The organism is Chryseobacterium sp. S90 (genome assembly GCF_047444895.1).
In the GTDB taxonomy this organism is placed as follows: domain Bacteria; phylum Bacteroidota; class Bacteroidia; order Flavobacteriales; family Weeksellaceae; genus Chryseobacterium.
In genome coordinates this window covers 198706-220408 of record NZ_JBLGCX010000003.1, presented here as the reverse complement: position 1 = coordinate 220408, position 21703 = coordinate 198706, and the positions used below count along the sequence as shown (strand labels likewise).

At 35.7% G+C, this 21703-nt stretch carries 18 protein-coding genes; 3 read left to right on the top strand and 15 right to left on the bottom strand.

The window, feature by feature from the left end; translation table 11 throughout:
- Positions 1 to 108 precede the first annotated feature (108 nt).
- From ACLMCG_RS10895 to ACLMCG_RS10885, 3 genes are read right to left on the bottom strand one after another with little or no spacing between them, the layout of a single operon-like run.
- Positions 109 to 2736 carry a pyocin knob domain-containing protein gene (locus tag ACLMCG_RS10895; RefSeq protein WP_413959557.1) on the bottom strand — a complete coding sequence of 876 codons (2628 nt, stop codon included), beginning with the start codon at positions 2734 to 2736 and terminating at the stop codon, positions 109 to 111.
- A 1-nt stretch (position 2737) separates the two neighbouring features.
- The gene (locus ACLMCG_RS10890) at positions 2738 to 4156 is read right to left on the bottom strand and encodes a hypothetical protein (RefSeq protein ID WP_223599612.1); all 1419 of its coding nucleotides are present in this window, start codon (positions 4154 to 4156) and stop codon (positions 2738 to 2740) included.
- A 2-nt stretch (positions 4157 to 4158) separates the two neighbouring features.
- Positions 4159 to 5010 carry a hypothetical protein gene (locus tag ACLMCG_RS10885; RefSeq protein ID WP_413959556.1) on the bottom strand — a complete coding sequence of 284 codons (852 nt, stop codon included), beginning with the start codon at positions 5008 to 5010 and terminating at the stop codon, positions 4159 to 4161.
- 532 nt (positions 5011 to 5542) lie between these two features.
- On the opposite strand from ACLMCG_RS10885, the gene ACLMCG_RS10880 reads away from it, so the two are divergent.
- A complete protein-coding gene (locus ACLMCG_RS10880; protein WP_413959555.1) occupies positions 5543 to 5989 on the top strand; it encodes a hypothetical protein in 447 nt (148 codons plus the stop codon).
- A 172-nt stretch (positions 5990 to 6161) separates the two neighbouring features.
- Here the strand turns inward: ACLMCG_RS10880 and ACLMCG_RS10875 are convergent, their stop codons facing one another.
- The 6 genes from ACLMCG_RS10875 to ACLMCG_RS10850 form a co-directional block, all read right to left on the bottom strand.
- Positions 6162 to 10985, bottom strand: a complete 4824-nt coding sequence (locus ACLMCG_RS10875) for a hypothetical protein (RefSeq protein ID WP_413959554.1) — start codon at positions 10983 to 10985, stop codon at positions 6162 to 6164.
- Complete coding sequence (locus ACLMCG_RS10870) at positions 10985 to 12004, bottom strand: hypothetical protein (RefSeq protein ID WP_223599608.1); 1020 nt, start codon at positions 12002 to 12004, stop codon at positions 10985 to 10987. The genes ACLMCG_RS10875 and ACLMCG_RS10870 overlap by 1 nt, the downstream gene beginning before the upstream one ends.
- Positions 12005 to 12019: 15 nt before the next feature.
- The gene (locus ACLMCG_RS10865; protein ID WP_223599607.1) at positions 12020 to 12859 is read right to left on the bottom strand and encodes a hypothetical protein; all 840 of its coding nucleotides are present in this window, start codon (positions 12857 to 12859) and stop codon (positions 12020 to 12022) included.
- 335 nt (positions 12860 to 13194) lie between these two features.
- Positions 13195 to 13635 (bottom strand): lysozyme, encoded by a 441-nt coding sequence (locus tag ACLMCG_RS10860; RefSeq protein ID WP_413959553.1) that lies wholly within the window; start codon positions 13633 to 13635, stop codon positions 13195 to 13197.
- On the bottom strand, positions 13632 to 14201 hold the full coding sequence (locus ACLMCG_RS10855) for a hypothetical protein (RefSeq protein WP_413959552.1): 570 nt from the start codon (positions 14199 to 14201) through the stop codon (positions 13632 to 13634). Before ACLMCG_RS10855 ends, ACLMCG_RS10860 begins: the two co-directional genes overlap by 4 nt.
- Positions 14202 to 14277: 76 nt before the next feature.
- Positions 14278 to 15594, bottom strand: coding sequence for an ATP-binding protein (locus ACLMCG_RS10850; RefSeq protein ID WP_413959551.1), 1317 nt, complete (start codon positions 15592 to 15594; stop codon positions 14278 to 14280).
- Between the two features lie 50 nt (positions 15595 to 15644).
- Here ACLMCG_RS10850 and ACLMCG_RS10845 point away from each other — a divergent pair, with 50 nt between their 5' ends.
- Positions 15645 to 15923, top strand: a complete 279-nt coding sequence (locus ACLMCG_RS10845) for a hypothetical protein (protein ID WP_413959550.1) — start codon at positions 15645 to 15647, stop codon at positions 15921 to 15923.
- Between the two features lie 95 nt (positions 15924 to 16018).
- On the top strand, positions 16019 to 16249 hold the full coding sequence (locus tag ACLMCG_RS10840; protein WP_413959549.1) for a hypothetical protein: 231 nt from the start codon (positions 16019 to 16021) through the stop codon (positions 16247 to 16249).
- A gap of 13 nt (positions 16250 to 16262) precedes the next feature.
- On the opposite strand, the gene ACLMCG_RS10835 is transcribed toward ACLMCG_RS10840, so the two are convergent.
- From ACLMCG_RS10835 to ACLMCG_RS10810, 6 genes are all read right to left on the bottom strand, one after another.
- Entirely contained in the window at positions 16263 to 17000 is a 738-nt protein-coding gene (locus tag ACLMCG_RS10835; protein WP_413959548.1) for a hypothetical protein, read from the bottom strand.
- A 543-nt stretch (positions 17001 to 17543) separates the two neighbouring features.
- Positions 17544 to 18404: a hypothetical protein gene (locus tag ACLMCG_RS10830; protein WP_223599600.1), complete on the bottom strand. Its 861-nt coding sequence runs from the start codon at positions 18402 to 18404 to the stop codon at positions 17544 to 17546.
- A gap of 318 nt (positions 18405 to 18722) precedes the next feature.
- Entirely contained in the window at positions 18723 to 19613 is an 891-nt protein-coding gene (locus ACLMCG_RS10825) for a hypothetical protein (RefSeq protein ID WP_413959547.1), read from the bottom strand.
- 391 nt (positions 19614 to 20004) lie between these two features.
- Positions 20005 to 20412 carry a 5-fold beta-flower protein gene (locus tag ACLMCG_RS10820; RefSeq protein ID WP_413959546.1) on the bottom strand — a complete coding sequence of 136 codons (408 nt, stop codon included), beginning with the start codon at positions 20410 to 20412 and terminating at the stop codon, positions 20005 to 20007.
- 181 nt (positions 20413 to 20593) lie between these two features.
- Positions 20594 to 21229, bottom strand: a complete 636-nt coding sequence (locus tag ACLMCG_RS10815; RefSeq protein ID WP_413959545.1) for a hypothetical protein — start codon at positions 21227 to 21229, stop codon at positions 20594 to 20596.
- A 200-nt stretch (positions 21230 to 21429) separates the two neighbouring features.
- Entirely contained in the window at positions 21430 to 21699 is a 270-nt protein-coding gene (locus tag ACLMCG_RS10810) for a hypothetical protein (protein ID WP_413959544.1), read from the bottom strand.
- Between the last annotated feature and the right edge of the window lie 4 nt (positions 21700 to 21703).

Sequence of the window (21703 nt, the reverse complement as noted above, 5' to 3'; positions counted from 1 at the left end):
CCAATACAAAACCCACAATCAGAAGACTTTCATCCTCTGACTGTGGGTTTTATCTTACAGTATCGTAAGAAGTTTTTAATTTATATTACGTGATAACTATTCTATTTCTTACCAGATAAACTTACAGACTTGTTCCTGTTCTGCAATTATTCTTCGTGATTTTGTTACATACAGTCTAAGGAAACAGTTTGGGCTAATATTATATATTCTTTTGCCATATACATCAACTCCCATGGTACCTCCACTGTCAAAGTTATAAATAACGATCTGCTGTTTCGGATAGATTTCTTTGAAATTGACCACCATTTTAATCTGTTCTCCAATAACATGAATAAGCCTGTTTCTATCATCTATGCTAAGATTGCTGGAAAAGAACTCATATTCGTGTGGATCTAATCTAACGGCATAATCCTTAGGATCAGACTGATCATTAACAATTTCATCTTTAAGAGTAGCTGTTCTACCGCTAGGAATAAACATTGTATCTGGGTTTTCATCTTCAGATTTAAAGTTTTCACTGGCTTTTACAGATCCTTCTACAGTTAATTTATCACCCGGATTCGCCTCTCTTCCCATTCCGAAGTGACTCAACTCCGTATGAAGATTTAAACCTCCAAACCCATTATACTCAGAACCATAAGAATAATATTCGTTTCGTTTCGCAGCTAACAGTCTTTTCTGATGGATATCTACAATACCTGATTCAGTACTATTCAGATGGTTATCTGAGATCACTAAACCTGATCCTGTATTTACTGTAAACTCCGAGTTGAGCTGCAACCCGTACTGTGCCATATAATTCCATTGCTGAATACTCCCTATGCTAAAATCCTGAGTAGTCCAGATTTGCGCCCAATTAGACCAGCTGCCTCCACTCATAGTCCTTTGGTAGGTTATATTGCCCGTATTACTTGACCCAAATGAAGTTGCAGTCTGCTTTACCCAGGTACCATCGTGGGTTTCAATAGTCACATACCACCAGCCGTTATTATTTAAAGGCGCATTGGCTAATCCCACTCCCCTGTAAAAGCCTGTTTTAAGGTAATTATTCAGATTTGAACCTGAAATGATAACGGATGTACCATTCGGGGTACTTAAAAAGTTTGTCTGTACATAAGACTGTGTTGCCAATGCTACATATAATCCTGAACTATGATACATATACGGAAATGCATTTCCATCTGAAGTAGGTATATTTCCGGACGAAAATCCCACAGCCATAGCATTTTCCTGACCATTAGCTTTTGTATTTAGCTGTTTTATGTTGACTGCATGAGTCTCTAAAGTTCCTGCCGGAATAACAGGGCTATGGGTAAATGTCTTGGTATCGCTTATTGTTTCAACTCCATTTTTACCAACGAATGCATTTAAAGCCTCACTTTTTGTGTAGTAATTAGATAATACGGCATTGGAAAGATATCCTGCATTAGCATGATTTCCCCAATTGAATGCGGTATTCCAGTTGTTTATATTGGTAGCAGAAAAATCATTTGAATCCCAATCTTTTGTCCAGGGATACCAGGTTCCACTGAAATAATACCTCCTATAGACATCATTATTATTAGCATAGGTAGTATATTCCTGAACTATATGTGTTGAAGTATAGTAAACCCTTAATTGACCTGCTAAACCTGCGGGATAATTATTTGCAGAAGTTGCATTGGCATTTCCTGTCTGAGCCCACCATCCTGTAGAAGTAATACTATTTAAATCTACTGTAGGACCTAAAACACCTCTGTAAAGAAAACCTGTATTGTATGCTGATATCCAATCCGCAGAAGTCCCATCATTTAAAGTTGTAATTTTACCTGTGTTACTAATTTTCACAACCTCGGTTAGTGTCGGAATATCCCCATTTGTACCAGTAGCACTCCCATAATTAAATGAAAAAGTTTTATGGTTATTTACAGTAAGTCCCAATGAGTTTAATGATCCTCTTGGCTGGATGAAATCAGTACCATTAAACTGTAAATTATGGGCCAGCCACATTCCATAGCCATGGGTAGAATTAGCCAGATTAGTATGGAAAATAGTTGATCCCGCTGTAGTTTGGTTGCCAAATAACAAATTATAAGCATCTACAAACTGAGTGTTATTAGCATTGATAACTACCTGGCCTGCGCTTGTTGACTCTCCCTGGGGTCTCAAATAAACGATTCCCGAAGCTCCATCTCCTGAAATTAATGTATATGCAGAACCTGTTTTAATTCTGTTTACTCCCTGCCTTTGAATCTGAAGTTCACCCGCAGTACTGTTAATTACTCCTGCAACTCCTATATTGCCTGATGTATAGCTATTCCCGGAAACATGAAGCCTATATCCATCGAGTGGTAATGAAGCTCCTCCCAGTCCGATTCCAACTCTCTGATCAGATGTCCAGAGGAGTGCCTTAGTAGTATTGTAAGCTGTTGTACCTAAATAACCATATGTCACTTTTACAGTACCTTCTGCATCTACATTGCCAAACCACCCAACAGTATCCACTACGCCATTAGAACCTGCCAACTGTAAAATATCTCTTGCAAATCCGGTTCCTGTCGTTATTGTAGATAAATCTTTTCTTATCATACTGCTTACGGCCTGATTTAATGTGAGGGTACCACTCATCGTGTCTCCTGATTTATTAACATAAGAACTGTTATCCAGAGAACCATCTGCCTTTAAAAACTGGGCAGCTGTGCCACCCGTTACTTTATAGCCTTTAGAAGTGTTATAATATGCGTATTTTACATCCATGTTAAATATCTTTACGCGTTACTGTTATGGATACAGTATTAGGTAAAGCAGAATCAAATTCAACATCTATTTTATTCGGATCGGTTAATTTTATTCTGCCATCTATTTTGTAAAAGGTTACTGTATCATACATGGCTACATCTACATTTCTGGTCCCTAAGTTGTGCACTACACCTGAAGATCCGGAAATAGCCGTAGTGTAAGATTTTACAGTATTACTTCCGGCTGTAACTCTACCTTTAGCATCAACAGTAACCTCATCATAAGTTCCGGCAGTTACTCCTGTTGCAGCTAATGTCAACCCTGAGGTAACGTTTGCAGAACCGTCAAAAGTTGCGGTCCATGTAGCATCACCTGAAGCAGAAATTGTCCTTGGGGTTGTCAATTTTGCAGCTGATCCTGTTGTATTAATTGAAGCCGTTCCAGTTAATAATGTCGCAGGAACAGCAGTAACAGGTACTGCTACATTTCCGGAACCGTCAATGGTTTGCGCTGTTGCAGTAACTCCGGAAAGCGTAATCGTTCTTGGTGTGGTCCATTTTGTAGCAGAAAGAACGCTTTTTGCTGCATCTGCTGTGTTATCAACATTCCCTAAACCTACATGAGATTTGTTTAAGACTACAACACCCGTTAATCCATTTACAGAATCTACAGCCCCTGAGGTGATATAAACGAACGTTGTTCCAGTCCATCGGTATGTTTTATTGGTATCAAGAGATACATAAATTTTACCTGTCTCACCAGTGATAAGGGTAGTATAACCCGCTTCTTTGTAAAATTTCCCGTCAGCAGTTTTATAATATCCCTCTAAAACATCATCCACATAAGATGGCAATTGAGATGCAGGCACCAGTCCTGATGCATCCAGTGCAGCAACCCCATTCGCGGCTCCTTTTTGTGATACCGGAATATAATTCGCTAAATCTGATGAAGTAGGCATAGAACCCAGAGTTACCGTTAGGCCATTGGTTGTCTGACTAATACCCGTAACCACATTTCCTGTACCAGAAGTAGTAACCGGTAAGGAAAATGAAGTTCCTGACAATGTCAAACCATTACCTGCGCTGTAGGTAGTGTCTGTAGAAACTAATGTGATTGTATTTCCGGTTTGGTTAACGGCCATATTAGCACCTGCTGCAAGGGTAACATCTCCGGAAACCAAAGTACCGGATGCCCCTCCTTTCATACGGGTAATGGTATCCGGAGTTGTAAATGATCTGTTTGCTGACAAATCATAGGCTGTACCGTTAATTGTTAAAGTTCTTGTTTTTGGTACATAATCTAGCGGATTTAAGTTTCCATCATGCCAAAAAGAATTGATTCCTCTTGTTCCGCCGCCTGCGGTTAAAATATCATTGTCTGTTTTCCCCTCTATTTTGTATCCTACAGAGCTTCGATAATAAGCGTATTTAATGTCCATAATTATATTTTTTTAATTGTTAACTGAATTATATTGGGTGGTAATGAATCAAACAGCACTTCTATAGTATTGGTGTCTATTCTTCTTACCTTAATAGGTATTGTAAACATTGTAACTGTGTCGTAAGCATCAATTACAAAACTTAGGGTATCAAGATCATGTTTTATCCTGGAGTCCCCTCTAACTCTCTCTTCGTGTTTAATTTTTTCGGCGCTGGCTGCGTCTTCGATATTTTTAATTTTACTGTATACCAAATCATTAAACTGATTTTGATAAGTAATGGCACCCCAGTTTGAATACATACCAGCAAGGTTGATTTTATCATCTGAAATACTTCTGGCAACAGCCTCTTTAAGCATTTCTATCTGTTCCCTGTTGGCTTTGATATTGTCTACGATTTCCTGAATTTCATCAAGGTTGGTATCATCAGAGGCTAATATTTCATTAATTCTCCTGATATGTTCAAGCATTTCATCATCTTTTGCCTGAAATGCATTGACTATTTCTCTGATCTGCTCTTTGGTAAAGACATTTCCCGTCTCTTCACTACCATCTATAGTAGCGGCTAATCTGATTTTTAATTTTTCTTTCCATTCCTCTACATTAGCCTCCGTAAGATTGGATGCATTACGCTTTGCCAGCACTGAAATATGTGCGTTTTCATCTTCCAGATGATTGGTAAAAGTTGAGACAGGCAGTGTTTTTTGAAAAGCTTCATATAAGCCTGCCACCTCATCCATTTTGATTTTTTCATCTAAATGGCGGAATGAAGAAAAGGTCTGCTTAAACTGATATTCTGTAGGAATATCACCTTTTTCAAACCAGCTGAAAATTATATTTAATGGTGTACTCATTTTAATTATTGAAAATTAGTTTTGATAAAATTGACAGTTGCGAAATCTAAACTATCTTATAGACTGACTGCTTAGAATGAGATTCTACTTTTTGAGTGATTATTTATTCACTCTCTTCTATCATATTGTCAATTATCGCATTGCTTATATGTTGTCATTAAGAAAACTATGCATTTGTCAATGTTTATCACTTTATTTGACATCTTTTGAACTCAATGACTTTCACATTCTTCAGAGTTCAAATTTCATTTTTCTTTTGCTCTTATAAAAGTTTTTTGACCTTCCTATTCTGTAGTTGCAGTAAACTTTATTTTTCTGAAACAGAGTAATGCTGTTTGTAATTACAGTGTTCAAAATTCTTGTTTTTAAAGCTCCTATGAAAGTTTTTTGGCCTCTCCATTCTGTAGTTGCAGTAAACTTACTTTTCAACAAGTTCAAACGTGCTCAATCATTTATCAGAGATAATTTTTATAAAAACAGGATCTTTTAAAAGAAAATGCTAAATATTCCGTTTAATTCTTAAATTTGGCTAATGCAAAAGTATCTTTATCTCATCATCATATCATTTTCTCTCACCAGCTGCTATACTTATCAGGTAAAAAAGCAGCCGGATACCTCAACAGATAATAAGCAAGGCCCAAAAAAGAAACCCGACTTAGCTAATAATACTTCAACGCAACTACAAAATGTAGCCGCCCAACCTCCTGCTCCGGTTAATATTCAGGAGAAGCTTGCCCCTAACAAAAATGTTAAAATTGATGTTGATGGAAAGAGCTATAAAATAATAGTTGACAGATGGGAAAGCGACAGCCTGGTTGCACACGCTGTTTATAATCCTAAAAAAGTTCTGAAATTTCATAAAAACCAGATCAACAGCGAAAAAATTGCAGAAAAACGCTTTTCACAACCCATTGCCGATATCATTACGGTTACTGTTTATGCCGGAATCGGTGTTTTAATATGGGCGCTTGTTCACTAATTTAAAGACAATTTCATTTGAAAATAACAGTAATTGCATTTTAATCAGGTATAAACGAACTCCATTGCCTATAAAAGGGTATGAAGATAATCCCGGCATGATTACGAACGGGCAAATGACGCCACTTTTAAGATAGGTGACGTCATTTAATATTAGTTATGACTAATCATTTTTAATACATCTTATTTTCCGCATATTTATAAACGGTCTTTTCATCCCAGACAAATAACTGGATAGAGCTATAAGGTGGTATTTTATATGAATACCCTGCACTTTCTATGTCAAATCCTTGCCAATTATCACTAGCATTTAACACCAATATTCTTTGACCCCGGAAACATTTTCCTAATATAAAATGCTCACCATATACACATCTGATTACCAGCATTCTATTATCAGAATCATAATATTGAGTTCCCGGCTGCTGTTCAATCATGCCATGAGATAATCTCATTCTGGATTTTTCATTGGTAATCTCATCATCAAGACGTGATAAACTTCCGTCCGGAATAAATAAAGTATTAGGATCTTCATTTTCGGATTTAAAGTTTTTAATAGCCTTTACTGAGTCCCCAACATATACTGAAACAGCAACGTCTACTGAATCTGAAACATGTACTGAGCCCCCAACATTTACAGAGTCTGAAACATTTAGTGATCCTGCAATATTTACTTTATGTGAATCATTAGCTTTTGTACCTATACCAATATTCTTGTTTCCTCTATTGAAGTTAATCCCTTCCCAGCCTTTATAACTGCTTGAATATTTATAGTATTCATCTTTTAATACTGCTAAATAGAATTTATCTTTTTCATTATATATACCGGATTCTCCACCGTTATAATTATCAACAACCATTAATCCATTACCCGTCTGATTAGTAAATTGTTGGTTTACAATAATACCATTGTTGTACATATAATTCCAACCGTCAATATTACTTTGTGAGAAATTCAAATCACTCCAGACAGTCCTCCAAGGCTGCCATCCTGTATCTCCAGAACCTGCATAACTCCCTCTGAATTTCATACCACCGCCTGCTCTATCAATGGTCAACTGTTGTCTGCCATCAGATGAGTTCAGATTTAAAGTAGTGGTATAATTAAACCCTGAAGACGGGGCTTCCTGTCTGTAAATTCCAGATTCAGAAACTAAGTTTAAATCAGCAACATACTTTAAATCTTTAAATTTATCGTTCCAGTTACTTATCATCGTAATGGTAAGATTACCGGCATCCCAAATTGTATTTCCCTGAAATGTTGGTCTTGATCTTACATGATTAACGGCACCATAATTATCAATAGTCATCGCAATCTGAGGTCCTGCTGCAAACGAATTCGTTGTTGCAAAAGCCATAGATGTACCATTTCCGTCATTACTTCTTACATATATACCTGCTTGTGTTCCGCTATTAGAGGAAAATCCGATGGATGCGGTGTATTGATTATCAGTATTTGAACCACTTTCAGTTTCTACTAAAAATGAATATTCGGCTGATGTACTGGTATTGCCCCAGCCTGTGCCTGTGTTTTTTGCTCTGCCTTTAATAACCTTCAGTCCGGTAATATCCTGCTGGCCATCGACATTAACAAACTTGCTGTTGACCCAATTGTGTGTTGCTAAAAACACGTAACCATCTGTTCTATGGTATATGTAAGGTGCACCTGCTGATAAACCATTGGAGAATCCTAATGTCTGAGCATTTTCTGCAGAATTAACTTTAGCGTCAGGATTAAAGTTATTATTAGACCAAAGCGTTTCACCATCTGACAACAAAGGAATATTCCCTTTTTTCGTCATGGTTGTTGTATTAATCGCCTGCCAATACTCTAAGTGATTGCTGAATAAAGGAAAATCTATTCTATGATACCATGTATTACTTCCTGCAATGTGTAAAGAGTTACCATAAGTAGACGGGAATCCAGTACCTGAAGCCCAATCTGTAACGCTTAAAGGATAATCTGTTTTTACTGCGGTTGCATCCTGATGATTACCTCTTTTTGTTAAGTATTCTCCGGGATTTAAATTGTTAGTAGTCCACGGAATGCCTCCCTGAATTTTAACAACACCACTGTCTGAACTCAATAATAAATCACCACCATTTGCAGCACGAACTACAAAACTATCTCCTGTCCCACCCCATAAGGCAGAATTTCCATCAGCTCCGATATAAGCTATATCTTTAGAGCCATCATATTTTTGCCAGGTCAGATAATTCCCTGTCTGTGCTGTACTTTTCCACTTACCTAACATAGAAGGAGTCTCTATATTAAAGGCACCTGTCATAGTACCGCCATCTTTTCTGAGATAGTTCCCTAAGTCTGAAGATGATACAAAATCTGAGGCTAATCTCTGGCCTCCACCTGCTGTTAAAATATAGTTATCATTATACCCGATTTTATTGAATCCTTTTGATGAAACCTGGCCAGCATCAGTGAATTCTATACCATTACCTAAATCCCAGTCTTCTGCATTATTTGTAACAGAAGGTGCCAATATTAAATTGTTATTGGTAGGTTTCTGAATAGACCAGGATTTATATGAACTGTTTTTTAGTTTGAAAGGTATTCTGTTATAATAAGTTTTTGCGGCCGATACAATTTCATCCGTATTTCTTGTCTGGTAATCACTCGGTTTGAAATTTACATTATCCCAGGCTCTTCTCCATAGTGTCCAATTGCCATTGTGTCCGCCTCTATAGACTAATTCTCCTGCGTCTGCATTACCATCATTATATTTTATCTGCAACTGTGCTGTAGTGTCCTGAGCACCCATATGCAGCATAGGACTATATAAATGCTGAACCCCTCCTGCGTTGTTGTTTGCTCTGTAAACTCCGGAATTGGAATACCCTCCAAGACTGTTGAAGTTATCATTATATTGAACAGCCTTAGGGATATAGCTGCTATTTGCAAAATTAGTTAACCAACTTCTTGTAGCGACTACATCAGAAGGTAAAGTAATGATATTAGACGGATATAAGTCAAAGTTAGGTTCTATCGCATGAGACCATCCCAGATTCCAATCCAGATTATAGTTTCCATATTTAACTTCTACTTTAGCTACTTCAAATGAAAAATACCCATTCCAGAATGTATCTGACTCTCCTAATAAAATACTTACGTATCCATCAGTTCCAATTCCGATTCTGGCGGTAGTTGTAGGAAAATTGTCTGTTACTTCCCATATCGCTTTTGAACCATTGGAGATCATAGTTCCTGATACATATTTATAGAAAGCCACATTCACTTTTCCTAAGTATTGACTTTCATATCCATAAATATTGATATCAATACTGAACATAGCCTGATCTGGTGAAGCTTGCGGCATTTTAATCGCTAAAATACCTGTATGCCCTCCAACATCATAATAGCCCTGATAAACTTTATTAAATATTCTTACATTATTTTGGTGCTTACTTATTGATCCACCTCCATTAAATTCTAAATCCTTTGCCCCAAGATTCACATCCTGTGCTGCGCCATTATAAGGAACATAATTATTTAAAGCTGATGCATTAACAAAAGTTGACGGATCTAAATTATGAGCATCCCAAACCACTCCGTTTACTCCATTTTTATAGTGTATAATATCACTATTATTAGATTCTACAATAGTATTAATAGTAGGATTTCCTATATATAATGTAGATGGGCCGCTATAATTTAAAACTTGGTTATTTCCTGTAGTAAATGAAGTAGAATAAATACCTTGTTTAGAATAAATCTGACCAGACCGCCCGAGAAAATGGGTAGGGTTATTTGCATCTCCAAAATGAAAACCAATCCCTTCATTCAAACTATTGGCATTGCCCTGATAGTAAGAAAGTCCATAAGTATCTGCATTAGCAAATGACCAAATTCTATTTCTTTCATCTGCTTTGTAGAACCTGTTTTGAAATCCTTCATCTGTTTGAACAAAGCCTCTTGAATGTATTCCATACGGAGGAATGAACTGGGAATCAGTATAAGCAGAAGAAGCCAGTAAGCCACCTGATAAAATAACCTGAGAACTATTACCGTTTAAACCCGCTATAGGTCTATCTGAATCTAATACCCAATAACCACCTGTATCTTTCTTCTCCCAGAATGTATTACCAGAAACTAACTCTTCTTTTGTAAGTAAATGTTTAAGATTAATCTGAACTCTTTTTGTTCCTCCCGGATCCCCACTGTCTGTAATTGAAGTCACTCTGTTTCTTCCCTGGTCCAAACCTCCGTAGCCTACAGTTATTTTCGCATCAAACCCTTGCCAATATCCCATACCTGGAAACCAAATAGCCAGTTTACCATTGAAGTTTAAGCATATTACATAATTAAAATAATTTAAGGTAGAATAGCCTCCTTCTGATATAATAGTATCATTGTAAATATACCCCTGGATTTTAGAATCTAAAGGTAAATACTGACCATTACTGTACATATTCCCTTTCATTTCTAAAAGGAACTGGTCTCCATATGTTACTGAATAATCAATATCTGTTTCAATGAATGTCCCCTGTGGAAAGTTTCTTCCGGAATGATACCAGGAATCTTCTTTTCTTCGGGAATCGTAGTCATTTCCACCCCCTGTTAAAAAGTGGTTATCAGAGGAACCATTTTTCCTATATCCTTCTGCTTTTACATAATCATAATGATTCTTAGAAGCTACTCCAAAATGAAATCCATCATTTCTCAGAGTAAGTGTAGATGAAATATCTCCAATTTTTGAGAATGTGATCCCTGGTTCTGCACCATCATCACTTCTTACCCAAAGCCTATTGGAATATTCATCCGATATTCCAGAACTTATAAAATATTTCTGACCGTTTACAAATTGATTGGTACTTAAAGTCATTAAATCTAAATCAGCAACTATTTCCGCATGGGTTCTTGTGCTGATTTTTTTCGTTACAGAATTCCAAACCATTACAGAACCTGCATCGTTTGGAACACTTTTCACAATTATTTCGCCTTCTACAGCGATGTGATTGTTAAAATATTCAGGAGCAATCATTAGTCTAGTCTTGCAGTTAAAGTAATTCTATATTCATTCGGAGTAAGGGGAGCCAGCACATCTATTTGTACTTCATTTGGCGATGTCGTCACACAGCTTACATTTATTTTTCTGTTGTCAGTATTACGATAACAGATATAATCAACATTCTGGGTATTCCAGCCATGAGTAATGGGGAAAGTAACGGAAGATCCATCTCCGATCTGCCATGTTTTGGATTTAATTTTTGCATCCAGAACTGCTTTCGTGGATCTTGGAGTCATTGCTTTATTAGGATCTACTCCTGCAATAGCTTCAACATCTGTAGCAATCTGAATCAGTCCTTTCACCGCATCTGTAGCATCTACAATGTCAGGAATCCCTTTTTCTATGATCTGATAATTTTTAGGCGCATTGGAGGCATCATCGGTATTGGCAATAAGGTGGTCACCGACAGAAACGGGCTCATTACCCACCCAGCCATTTGCTGTAATCACCCATACCATCCCTGTTTTAATGGTAGCTGATGTAACAGGTGATGGAGTTGTCATTGAGCCTTCAGCGGTAGAAGGAATATAGCCTCCAGGCTGATAAATCAATGCTCCTGTAAGACTTTGTCCTACTAAGTTTTCAATATATGTTTTAATCTTATTGGATGACCATGTATAGGTTCCTGACTGAGTAGCATCATTCAGGAAAATAGAGACAATATCTGCATTGGTAAGATTTCGGCCTGCTACTTTAATAACATGCCCTGAACTATTGGTCAGGATCTGACTTAGCAATAAAAGCCCGCTTGTCTGATCTGTCTGAAATGGATTATTGGTTAGTGGATAATCCGGATGTACATAATTTTGGGCCAGGTTAATCCAACCGGTTCCGTTCCATTGATGCAGCTGCCCTTTATAATCGATTATCCAACCTGCAGGAACTCCAGTCGTATCAGGTAATGTATCATGGTAATGAAATCGGGTACGTTGCAGCTCACCAAAAAAATTATCCTGATTTGCATTGTTACTTATTACGGCGTTATTATTCATAGTTTTTTTATTTTTTTATGGTTTAACTTTTAAAATGAGAATATTAATAGGATTCACGAGGACGCCTATCATCTTAACCTCTATGGTTTGATTGGTGGCATAATCGTCAACATTTATTTTTTTACCCGTGACACTATCCCGGGCCTGAATGATCACATTTTCCGTTTCAAGGGTGTTAGGAAATACTGCATTTCCTGCGACTTGCACCACTGCACTTGTAGGGGTCTGCGAGATAAGTAAAACCTTATCATAGATCTGCTTATTAAATTCCTGTTGATTTTTCGGGCTGCCTACCCCGCTGTAGTCAAATAACAGCTTTACTTTATCTTCACTTGTCTGCCCTGAAACAGCTTTTAAAGCTTCAATATCGTCACGACTTTTTTTAATGAAATCGATTATTTCCTGAAGTTCATCCAAAGAAAGGTCGTTAGACAACAATATCTTTTTAATCTTTTCTATATTGGATGCCAAGTCTTTATCTGCATCTTTCAATTCATCAACAAAGCCGTCTATCTGTATTTTAGTATATACATTCCCTAGCTGCTCAGAACTATCAACCGTAGCAACATTTTTAATTCCAAGCTTATTTTTCCAGCTGTCAACATGAGCTGGCGTTAGATTACCGGCATTCAGTAAAGCCAGGTATTCCGAATGAGCCGCTGGATCTGCTAAGTGTTTTTTAAAATCTTCCGCACTGGCAAATAATTGAAAAATTTCTTCAAACCCTTCAATACCTTGCATAGGGATTAAGTCATCTTTGTGATAGAAAGATAAAAACGTGTCTTTAAACTGGGTTTCTGTTGGAAAATCTCCAGTTTCAAACCAACTGAAAATTGTATGTAATGGTGTACTCATTTGATAATTGATAATTAGTTTTGATAAAATTGATAATTTGGGAAGGGCTAAAGGTTATTTCTATTGCATGGCATGGCATGTCAAAGGGGCCGAAGAAAGCAATATGGTTGCTGGTGAAACGATATGGTTATGTATTCCCTTGGAGGAACCACGAAGCAGATTACACCTTTACGATCTCAAAATAATACAATGATGTCTATAAAATCTTCGTGAATTTAAGCTGTATGAGCAGTTAGAAGCCGAAACAGGGAAACGAGAAAAGACCATTTATCTGATTTAGAGATTTATTTCCAATGATAATATGGCTTAAAATCCCACTAACAGGTGGGAATTGTTTATTTAGAAAAGAACAGATCAGCTTCAGCCTTTCTTCTACGGATAAGTCCGTTTAATGTTTTTCCGGCAGCAGTAATATATTTCGTGGTAAACCAATTTCTGATTGCCTGCTCTTCTGCTTTTTTATTAATCAAAGAAAATAATCCATCTGATCCGCCGGTATTGTAAGTATGTGATACCAGGGCATCAAATTGATTTTGAGTAAGGATTACTTTAATTTTACTGTTGACGATTTTTTCATAAGTCGGTAAAACAGCTGAAAATAACTCTATCCCTTTTTCTTTGCTGATTGCAGGATCTTTCATGGTTACTTTCTTTCCTCCTGTATAGTAAGTGTTACCGTAACCAATTGTCGGAATTCCTGCAGAATCCAGATAAGGCTTTGAACTAAAACCTTCAAATGATACAATCAGATTGATTCCTTTTTGTGATGTTTTCATAACTTAAAATATTTATAGGTGAAAAAGATGAGTATTAAAGTGATTCCAAGAATTATAATGAAAATCCAGGCTACGATTTCAAATCCGTTTGATTGAATATTTTTTGTTTCTTCCGAGGTTTTTGAAGCCACTTCTCTGGTGGTTTCTTTTGAACTGGTTTTCCGGGTCAAATCTTGAATAACATGGATGGATTCTTCTTTTTTAACCTCTGCTTTTTCATGGTTGATCTTTGCATAATGGTTATTGATGGAGTATTCTGCATTTCCCATGATGGAAATACTCTGAATGGTATCACGTCCTATCACATTATGAAAGACAAAGGGATTAGATGCATCAGATTTTCCTTTAATCAACAGATCTCCTGATATTTCATTTATCTCTTCCTTCAAGGTTACATCAGCTGATTTACTTTCGGTTGATTGTAAGTTGTGTAAGCTTGAAGAATCAACTTTCACTTTTTCTGTTTCTTTTGTATTCTCTTTATAGGTGGTTGTAATTTTGTGTTTGGTTCGGCAGCCCAATATAAAGCTGCTCAATATGATCAATAGCAGAATTTTTGCTTTCATTAGTTTTAGTTTTTAAAAATTGAACAGGTTTATAATTTTGATTTCAACTCCATGAATCTGATTGAAATTCAAATTTTTACATAAATATTTTATCTTCTTTTACATATTCTTTTTTGATGCTGTCTAATAACATGTCTACACTTACTTTGTAACCAGGTTCTTTTAATGCAATTGCTTTTAAACTTACATCCTGTATGATATTCATAATATTAGAACCGGTTAATTCATAGTGTCGGGCAATTTGTTCCAGATCAATATTTTCAAGTTGTAATTGTTCGGGTAAGTTTTGCTGCCAGATACGCAGACGCTCTTCATGCTTTGGATTATTAAATTGTATGCAGCTATGAAAGCGTCGCGTAAAGGCTTTATCCATATTATTTTTAAAGTTGGATGCCAGAATAATAAGCCCTGAAAATGTTTCTATCCTTTGCAGTAAGTAAGAAACTTCCTGATTGGCGTATTTGTCATGAGCATCTTTTACAGAAGTTCGTTTTCCGAAAATGGCATCTGCTTCATCAAAAAATAAAATCCAGTTTTTATTTTCTGCTTTGTCGAACAGTTTAGATAATTGTTTTTCTGTTTCTCCGATGTACTTTGAGACCAGCATAGAAACATCTACTCTGAAAACAGGGCGTTGGGTATATTTCCCTAAAAGACTGGCGGCAAGAGTTTTTCCCGTTCCCGGTTCTCCATGAAACAATACCCTGAACCCTGGTTTAAGTTTTGTCTGCATGTCCCAGTCTTCCATAAGAATCCGGCTGCTATTGTACCAGTTCTCAATACACTTAAGTTCATCCAGTGTAGTTTGAGGAAGTATTAAATCTGTCCATGATCGATGGGTTTGTATTCGTTCTGCCGGAAAATCATTGCTCATTTTCGGTAATAATTCCAGGCCAAAAATGATCTTATTAAAGGCTTCTTCATGAACACTTATCTGACCGTTTATTGATGCCTGCTCATGAGCTGAGCCTGAAAAAACAATGAGTTCTTCTTTACTCAAAATCGACTTCGGACCGAAATAATCCAGTGCTTTCAATCGTTCTGAAATACTTTCTCCTCCTAAAATATATTGAGCAGCATGAATTGTAGGATAAAAGAGCCTGCCGTTATCATTGGTTGAACAGAAGTCAAACAGCGCACTACCCGGAAAATCCAAATAAATGCGTTTCAGCAATGATGGATCCAATCGTGGTAATAAAGCCATTAAAAGAATCACAACTTCCTGATGGGCAAGCTCTTTCCCTGAAATATAATCTCCTAATTGAAAGTTTTCATGGTTACTGGTATTAAATTCAGGGGCTCCTACACTAAAATCCTCTGATGGATTGTTTATACGCCATGTAATAACCTTTTCTAAATGAGTAAATAATTTTTGTAATTGTTCTGACTCCATTGGTTTTATGCTTTTTAGGATCTGGTGTACTGCTTCTTTTTACTTTTAAGATGCTTCCACCTATCTTGTATTTATTTCAAAAAACCTCAACCGGAAAGTATCTCACATTCGAGTATCTCTCCACAACTGCTACAGCAGCTGCCCTTGGAAAGTTGCTCCATCATGGGAGTCCTGCTTTTTTCAAGATTCCATCTACGCCTGAAAGAGTGCAACGGATCCGAAAATCTATTGCCCTGCTTCCGGGAGGAGATTCTAATGTTTGTGCATCAGAAAATTCCGGGATTCCAGGTGCTAAGAGGTGTCCTGCCAATGAGAATCTCTCCGATTAAGGTATGTTTTATATGTTTTTAAATAACATGCAACACATCTCAAGGATGGTTACATTGTATTTGGTAGTTTTTTTAAAGAAATCTCAACCGGAAAGTTGCTCACATTCGAGTATCTCTCCACAACTGCCAAAGCAGCTGCCCTTGGAAAGTTGCTCCATCATGGGAGTCCTGCTTTTTTAAAGATTCCATCTACGCCAGAAAGAGTGCAGCAGATCCGAAGATCTATTACTCTGCTTCCGGGAGGAGATTCTAATGTTTGTGCATCAGAAAATTCCGGGATTCCAGGCGCTAAGAGGTGTCCTGCCAATGAGAATCTCTCCGATTGAGGTATGTTTGTGATTAATCAATAATGTAATTAACCAAATCAGTCATGTTCCGCCCCATAATAATTTTTATATTAACGGGATGCGATGTATATTTTCTTCCGTTGATCTCAATTTCCAAAAGCATCTGAATAAGAGCAAATGGTTTTCTGTGATGAACCGTATGTCTGAATGAGCCAGGTCTTGTAAGTGTCCCCGATGGATAGAATTCATTGAACTCTGATCCTGGTTTAAAATAATGAATAGGATTGATATCCAGGGTCATTTCTTTAGACGTTACAGGGTATTCGGACATTCTGCCTAAGGATTGTGCATCGAGCAGCTGTTCTTTATAAAAACCTGCATCTTTGAATCCATCCTTGATCTTTTTTTTCTGTTTGTAACGTTTTATGATAATCTTGGGTTTGTATTTATCAATATCTAAGTCGTTTGATAATTTTACCTTTAAATATTTATAACTTACATTTCTGCTGAAAGCATGTACATAATTTTCTATCTGTGGCGGTACGCTTTCATATTCAGCTTCCAGGTTAATATGTCCACGTCCTGATTTTTCAATGTTTCCAGCCCGATAGAAATGATAGTATTTCGCAGTCCAATCTGCTGATGCCTTTACATCCAGCCCGAAATTAAGCTCATTTAAATGGAGATAATTATCTATGAATCTGCCAAACTGGCTTTCTGTAGGATATTTACCGGTTTCAAAGTAGGTTTTCAGCTCCTCTCTTGGGATTAATGTATTATTTTCTTCCATGATATTTTAGTTTTCTTTATTTGCTTTATGCTCTTAGTATACTTGTTTTCCGGAGCTGATTACCAGTTGTAATGTAAGGTTCAAAGTTGATTCTTTTTTTGTTCCTATAAAACTTTTTCGACCTCTCTATCCTGTAGTTGCAGTAATTCATATATCACTAATAAGCAAATCATTAAGCCTATACTTTTCTTCATCTTCTGCAATACATTTCCTCTTTCTGTTTTCACAGAATTTATGAGTTGCGTTCAAAAAAATAGATTTTACAACCATCGTTTCGCTTTGCGGATGAAATTCCAATGGAAAAGCTTTCATCGCCGAGTATCTTACCCGATTGTGGTTGTATTTTTAGTAATGAGAATGTAATGGATTAATTCTCTACCGCCTTGTGATCTCAAGATCTTTTATACTGGCTTGTTTTTGTTACCTAATAGCAATTACTATTTATGTTATGATGACAGTTCAAAATTAATCACTTTATTGTTCTTATAAAAGTTTTTTGTCCCTGCCTGCCTGTAGTTGCAGTTACTTATTTTTTAGGCTTCCTTATTTTACATTTTCAGAATAGCTGCATTCGATCCTAACATTTCTTACTGCATTGACCTGACCTCCCCACCAATTCTCTTGACTTTGCCCGGCATACAAATACCCAGTCGCTACAAGAGTATTAGTATCAGCATCATACAAATCGCACTGTATGTTCTGGCTGACAGCCTGAAGGTCAGCATTATAAGAAATGTACAAAAGGTCCCATGCATCATAATGATCTGTAACAGTATCTTTTATTCCATATTCATTACCCCAATATTGAGAATATGCTCTATACTGGATAGGCACTTCAGTTTTGTTAAGAAATTTAATACTTGTATTTACAATATTTATTCTTACATTATTATCTATCCTGGTAATTTCGATGGGGAGTCTGGTGTTCTTCAATTCTCCAAGGTCAAAGCCATCAGGAATTGTATGCAGATTGTTTCCAAATAATCTACGAATATAATAGCTCTCACTTAATTGATAACCAAAACTATAGTATTCGGTTTCTGCTAAATTACCTTCTGATATCTTTTTAATTTTAATGGTATAAGGAGCACTTCCAAATAAATATTGTCTCACTACACCTACTTTGGTAGAATCTCTTATTGTGATCACCTGATCTTCTTCATCCGGTGAGATCACAAAAATCTGGATTTCTAAATCTCCCACGTTATTTGCGAAATAGTAAATAAACGCACTATCAATAGATGCCAAACTATTAGCAAAGATTAACATTTCTTTTTTGTTTAGTACATCTTCTTTATGTCTTAAAGAATCTATCAGATCCGAGAATTGGTTTTGTGTAGGATGTTTACCTGTTTCAAAATAGGTTTTTAATTGATCTCTTGGGGTTAGTTTATTTTCTTCCATAGTACTACTATTCTTTTACGGTTTATGCTTAGCATAATTACCTTTGGGTTTCAATGATTATTTATATTATGTTTTTTAAAATTTGGGACTTATACTTTTCTTATTCCTTTAATTTTTTTGAGCTTCTCTATTCTGTAATGGTAATAATCTTTTTTAAAATCGGAGGATGAGTAATTGGTTCAAAGCCCGAAGTTCATCTTTTTCATGTTTCCGGGAAAGTTTTTAGATTCTCTATTCCGTAGTTGCAGTAATGAATATTTGTCCCCACTTTCACAGAATTTATTTATCGCTTTTGAAAAAACAGATTTGAGATTTTTTTTATTCTGTCTCTAGGGTAAGATTCTGATAATCACATTCTATCCTAACATTTCTGGTTTTATCTGCCGTCCCATTACTTGGAATGTTTATATTATTTTGGTTGGCAGTCAGGTGACTGGTTGCTAAAAGCTGATCGGTATCTCCATCATAGACCCTGCATTCTATAGGCTTATTGATTTTTCTAAGGTCTGCTCTATAAAAAAAGTTCAAGTAATCTCCTATATCATAATGATCAGTAACAATATCTCCACTTGTATATTCGTGTCCCCAAAGACTTCCTCCTCCTCCATATACCATATACTCAATAAGTGCTTCAGTTTTATTAATAAACTTAATATTGGTGTTTACAATGTTTATTATTTGTCCATAATCACGCTTGCTTATTTCAAAATAAAATCTTTTACCTTTAAGAGGTCCAAAGTCAAACCCATCAGGAATTGGAGGCAGCGTATTCCCAAACAGCCTCGCCATCATATTATTATACGTATAAGTAGGATCTGCTTCGTAACGCAAAGCATAATATTCAGTTCCCTTTAAATTTTCTGCTGAGAATTTTTTTGCACTAATGGTGTAAGGTGCAGTACCAACAAAATACCTCTTTGCTCCAAAGTTATTACCTTTACCTACATCAATTACCTCATCTTCTTCATCCTGTGAGCTTATCACAATTGGAAAGTGTTCATCTTCAGTACTAAAATTGACATATTCAATGGATCCGTTATCAATAGCTTCCAACCTATTGGCAAGATATATTATTTCCTTATTGGTAAGACCATCTTCTTTATGTCTCAAAGAATCAATCAAATCAGAAAACTGATTTTGTGTGGGAGCTTTGCCCGTTTCAAAATAGGTTTTTAATTCTTCTCTTGGGGTTAATTTATTTTCTTCCATAATAATTTACAATTTATGCTTGTCAGCACAATTACTTTTTAGTTTCAATGATTTTTTATGTTATATTTTAAAATTCGGAGCTCACTTTTTTATCCCTGGAAAAGGATTTTGACCTTGTTACTGTGTAGTTGCAGTACCATTTAGTTTTAAGAAATAGATGGATGATTTCTTAAGTTTCAATGCTCAAAATTGATACTTTTTTTGTTCCTGTGAAAGTTTTCCGGCCTCTCTATTCTGTAGTTGCAGTACCTCCTTTTTCCCGGATAATTAATAAGTCTGTTTTGAATAAAGCCTGGGCTATATCTATAATAAAAAAGGCTCAGATTATAAAATCCAAGCCTTTTTTTAACTTATATGTTTACCGTTAGTTTCTTTTTTGCAGAACTGCTGATCAATCCAGCTTAAAGAAGAAATAGACTACTGCAGCCCATTCTTTTTTGACTCCTTTTGCATATCCAATAGTACCGTGGCTGCTGTTTTCAACTGTTCCATCGTCTTTGATGTAGCCAATAGTGGAATGACTGCTGTTTTCTACTGTCCCGTCTTTTTTTACATAACCTACCGTAGAATGGCTTTTGTTTTCGATAGTTCCGTCACTTTTGATGTAACCAATAGTGCTTCGGCTTTTATTTTCGATAGTCCCGTCATTTTTAATGTATCCCACGGTGGAGTGGCTGCTGTTTTCTATAGTTCCGTCAGTTTTAATATATCCTGTGGTACTGTGACTTCCTGATTCTATAGTTTGGGCACCTACTGAAAGACCGAAGAGAAGGGAACAAAAGAATAATATTTTTTTCATATTCAATATTTTAATGAGTTATTAACTTTAGTTGATTTGATGTATTCAAAAGTATTGATTATTCTTTTATAAAGATAAAAACTTGTAAAGAAAAATGATTGAAAATAAAAACCGCACGAAAGGATTCGTGCGGTAGTAAGAAGACTTTCTTTAAAATTTATATCAAATTGTAGTATGTATATTAAATGCTTTTTTCGGCTTCTTCTATATTATATACAACTCTACTATCTTCGCTTATTAAAGGACTAAAAATATCTTTGTATTTATTAAAAGAATCTTTGTCATAATGCACAATAACCGGAAACAGCTGGCTTGCCTGATAGTATCTTTTATTTTCTAAGGCAGCCTGTATTGCCTGTTCTATTTCTTTTAAAAGTGGTCTGCAATTTTTCTTTAAAAGAAAATCTTTTAGATTGGATTCAAAAAATTTATCACCATAAATATTCAAAAAGTATGTAATATATGGATAAAGTTCTTGTTCCGTCTTTCCATTTAATGTAGCAATATATAAGGCGTTTGTAATTACATCATATACATTATCTTCACTATGGAGTCTATGGGGTTCAAAACTTTCTTTTTCATCCCATTTTTCAGAAATGAACCGATCAAGTTGTTCAAATCCTTCCGATATTGCCCACGCCAATAAAATAAGCATGGCCTGATAAGCAATATATTGATTGTCATTATGAAGAAGCAATTTTAATTGTTCAACTCTGTCTGGATCTATTTTTTCAAGGAGCTGTACTTCTTTTAAATCATATCCTTCGTTTCCTTCTTCATTATAGTGATAAAGGAGTTCGTTTATTTGGTTATTCATTTTATTAATTTTTGTTACTTGTTTACTATACAAGAAATTCGACTTAATATTTTAGTATCATTTAATGTAAAATATTATTTGTAGTCCATTAATGCCAAATTATGATACTACTATAAAATATTTTAGTTTGTAAATCACAATTGTTAATTACGGTCATATTAAATAAAAAAATCATTTTGATTAAGTGAAAGTAATTTAAATTAAGATTTGAAATTTATGTAGAAAATACTATTGTCATTAAAAAAATTATCCAGCTCCTCAAAAGAACTAAAATTATGTACTTCATCTTTTGAATATGAAGATTCATCATATTGTAAGCCTTTGGGACATTCTTCCCAAGTTAAAATAATCTCATCATTATATAACCATATCTTTACTATGCCTGTATTTTCATTTCGTTCATTCTCATCGTAAATATAGTGGCATGTCTGGCCAGATTGAATTTTGGATATAAATTTTTCTTTATTCATTTTC

Bases quoted from the DNA above. Each gene is read 5' to 3' on its own strand.
- ACLMCG_RS10815 (WP_413959545.1), bottom strand. From the start codon at position 21,229: ATGAATAACCAAATAAACGAACTCCTTTATCACTATAATGAAGAAGGA.
- ACLMCG_RS10830 (WP_223599600.1), bottom strand. From the start codon at position 18,404: ATGGAAGAAAATAAACTAACCCCAAGAGATCAATTAAAAACCTATTTT.
- ACLMCG_RS10820 (WP_413959546.1), bottom strand. From the start codon at position 20,412: ATGAAAAAAATATTATTCTTTTGTTCCCTTCTCTTCGGTCTTTCAGTA.
- ACLMCG_RS10855 (WP_413959552.1), bottom strand. From the start codon at position 14,201: ATGAAAGCAAAAATTCTGCTATTGATCATATTGAGCAGCTTTATATTG.
- ACLMCG_RS10880 (WP_413959555.1), top strand. From the start codon at position 5,543: ATGCAAAAGTATCTTTATCTCATCATCATATCATTTTCTCTCACCAGC.
- ACLMCG_RS10835 (WP_413959548.1), bottom strand. From the start codon at position 17,000: ATGGAAGAAAATAATACATTAATCCCAAGAGAGGAGCTGAAAACCTAC.
- ACLMCG_RS10860 (WP_413959553.1), bottom strand. From the start codon at position 13,635: ATGAAAACATCACAAAAAGGAATCAATCTGATTGTATCATTTGAAGGT.
- ACLMCG_RS10845 (WP_413959550.1), top strand. From the start codon at position 15,645: ATGCTTCCACCTATCTTGTATTTATTTCAAAAAACCTCAACCGGAAAG.
- ACLMCG_RS10885 (WP_413959556.1), bottom strand. From the start codon at position 5,010: ATGAGTACACCATTAAATATAATTTTCAGCTGGTTTGAAAAAGGTGAT.
- ACLMCG_RS10890 (WP_223599612.1), bottom strand. From the start codon at position 4,156: ATGGACATTAAATACGCTTATTATCGAAGCTCTGTAGGATACAAAATA.
- ACLMCG_RS10865 (WP_223599607.1), bottom strand. From the start codon at position 12,859: ATGAGTACACCATTACATACAATTTTCAGTTGGTTTGAAACTGGAGAT.
- ACLMCG_RS10810 (WP_413959544.1), bottom strand. From the start codon at position 21,699: ATGAATAAAGAAAAATTTATATCCAAAATTCAATCTGGCCAGACATGC.
- ACLMCG_RS10875 (WP_413959554.1), bottom strand. From the start codon at position 10,985: ATGATTGCTCCTGAATATTTTAACAATCACATCGCTGTAGAAGGCGAA.
- ACLMCG_RS10870 (WP_223599608.1), bottom strand. From the start codon at position 12,004: ATGAATAATAACGCCGTAATAAGTAACAATGCAAATCAGGATAATTTT.
- ACLMCG_RS10850 (WP_413959551.1), bottom strand. From the start codon at position 15,594: ATGGAGTCAGAACAATTACAAAAATTATTTACTCATTTAGAAAAGGTT.
- ACLMCG_RS10895 (WP_413959557.1), bottom strand. From the start codon at position 2,736: ATGGATGTAAAATACGCATATTATAACACTTCTAAAGGCTATAAAGTA.
- ACLMCG_RS10825 (WP_413959547.1), bottom strand. From the start codon at position 19,613: ATGGAAGAAAATAAATTAACCCCAAGAGAAGAATTAAAAACCTATTTT.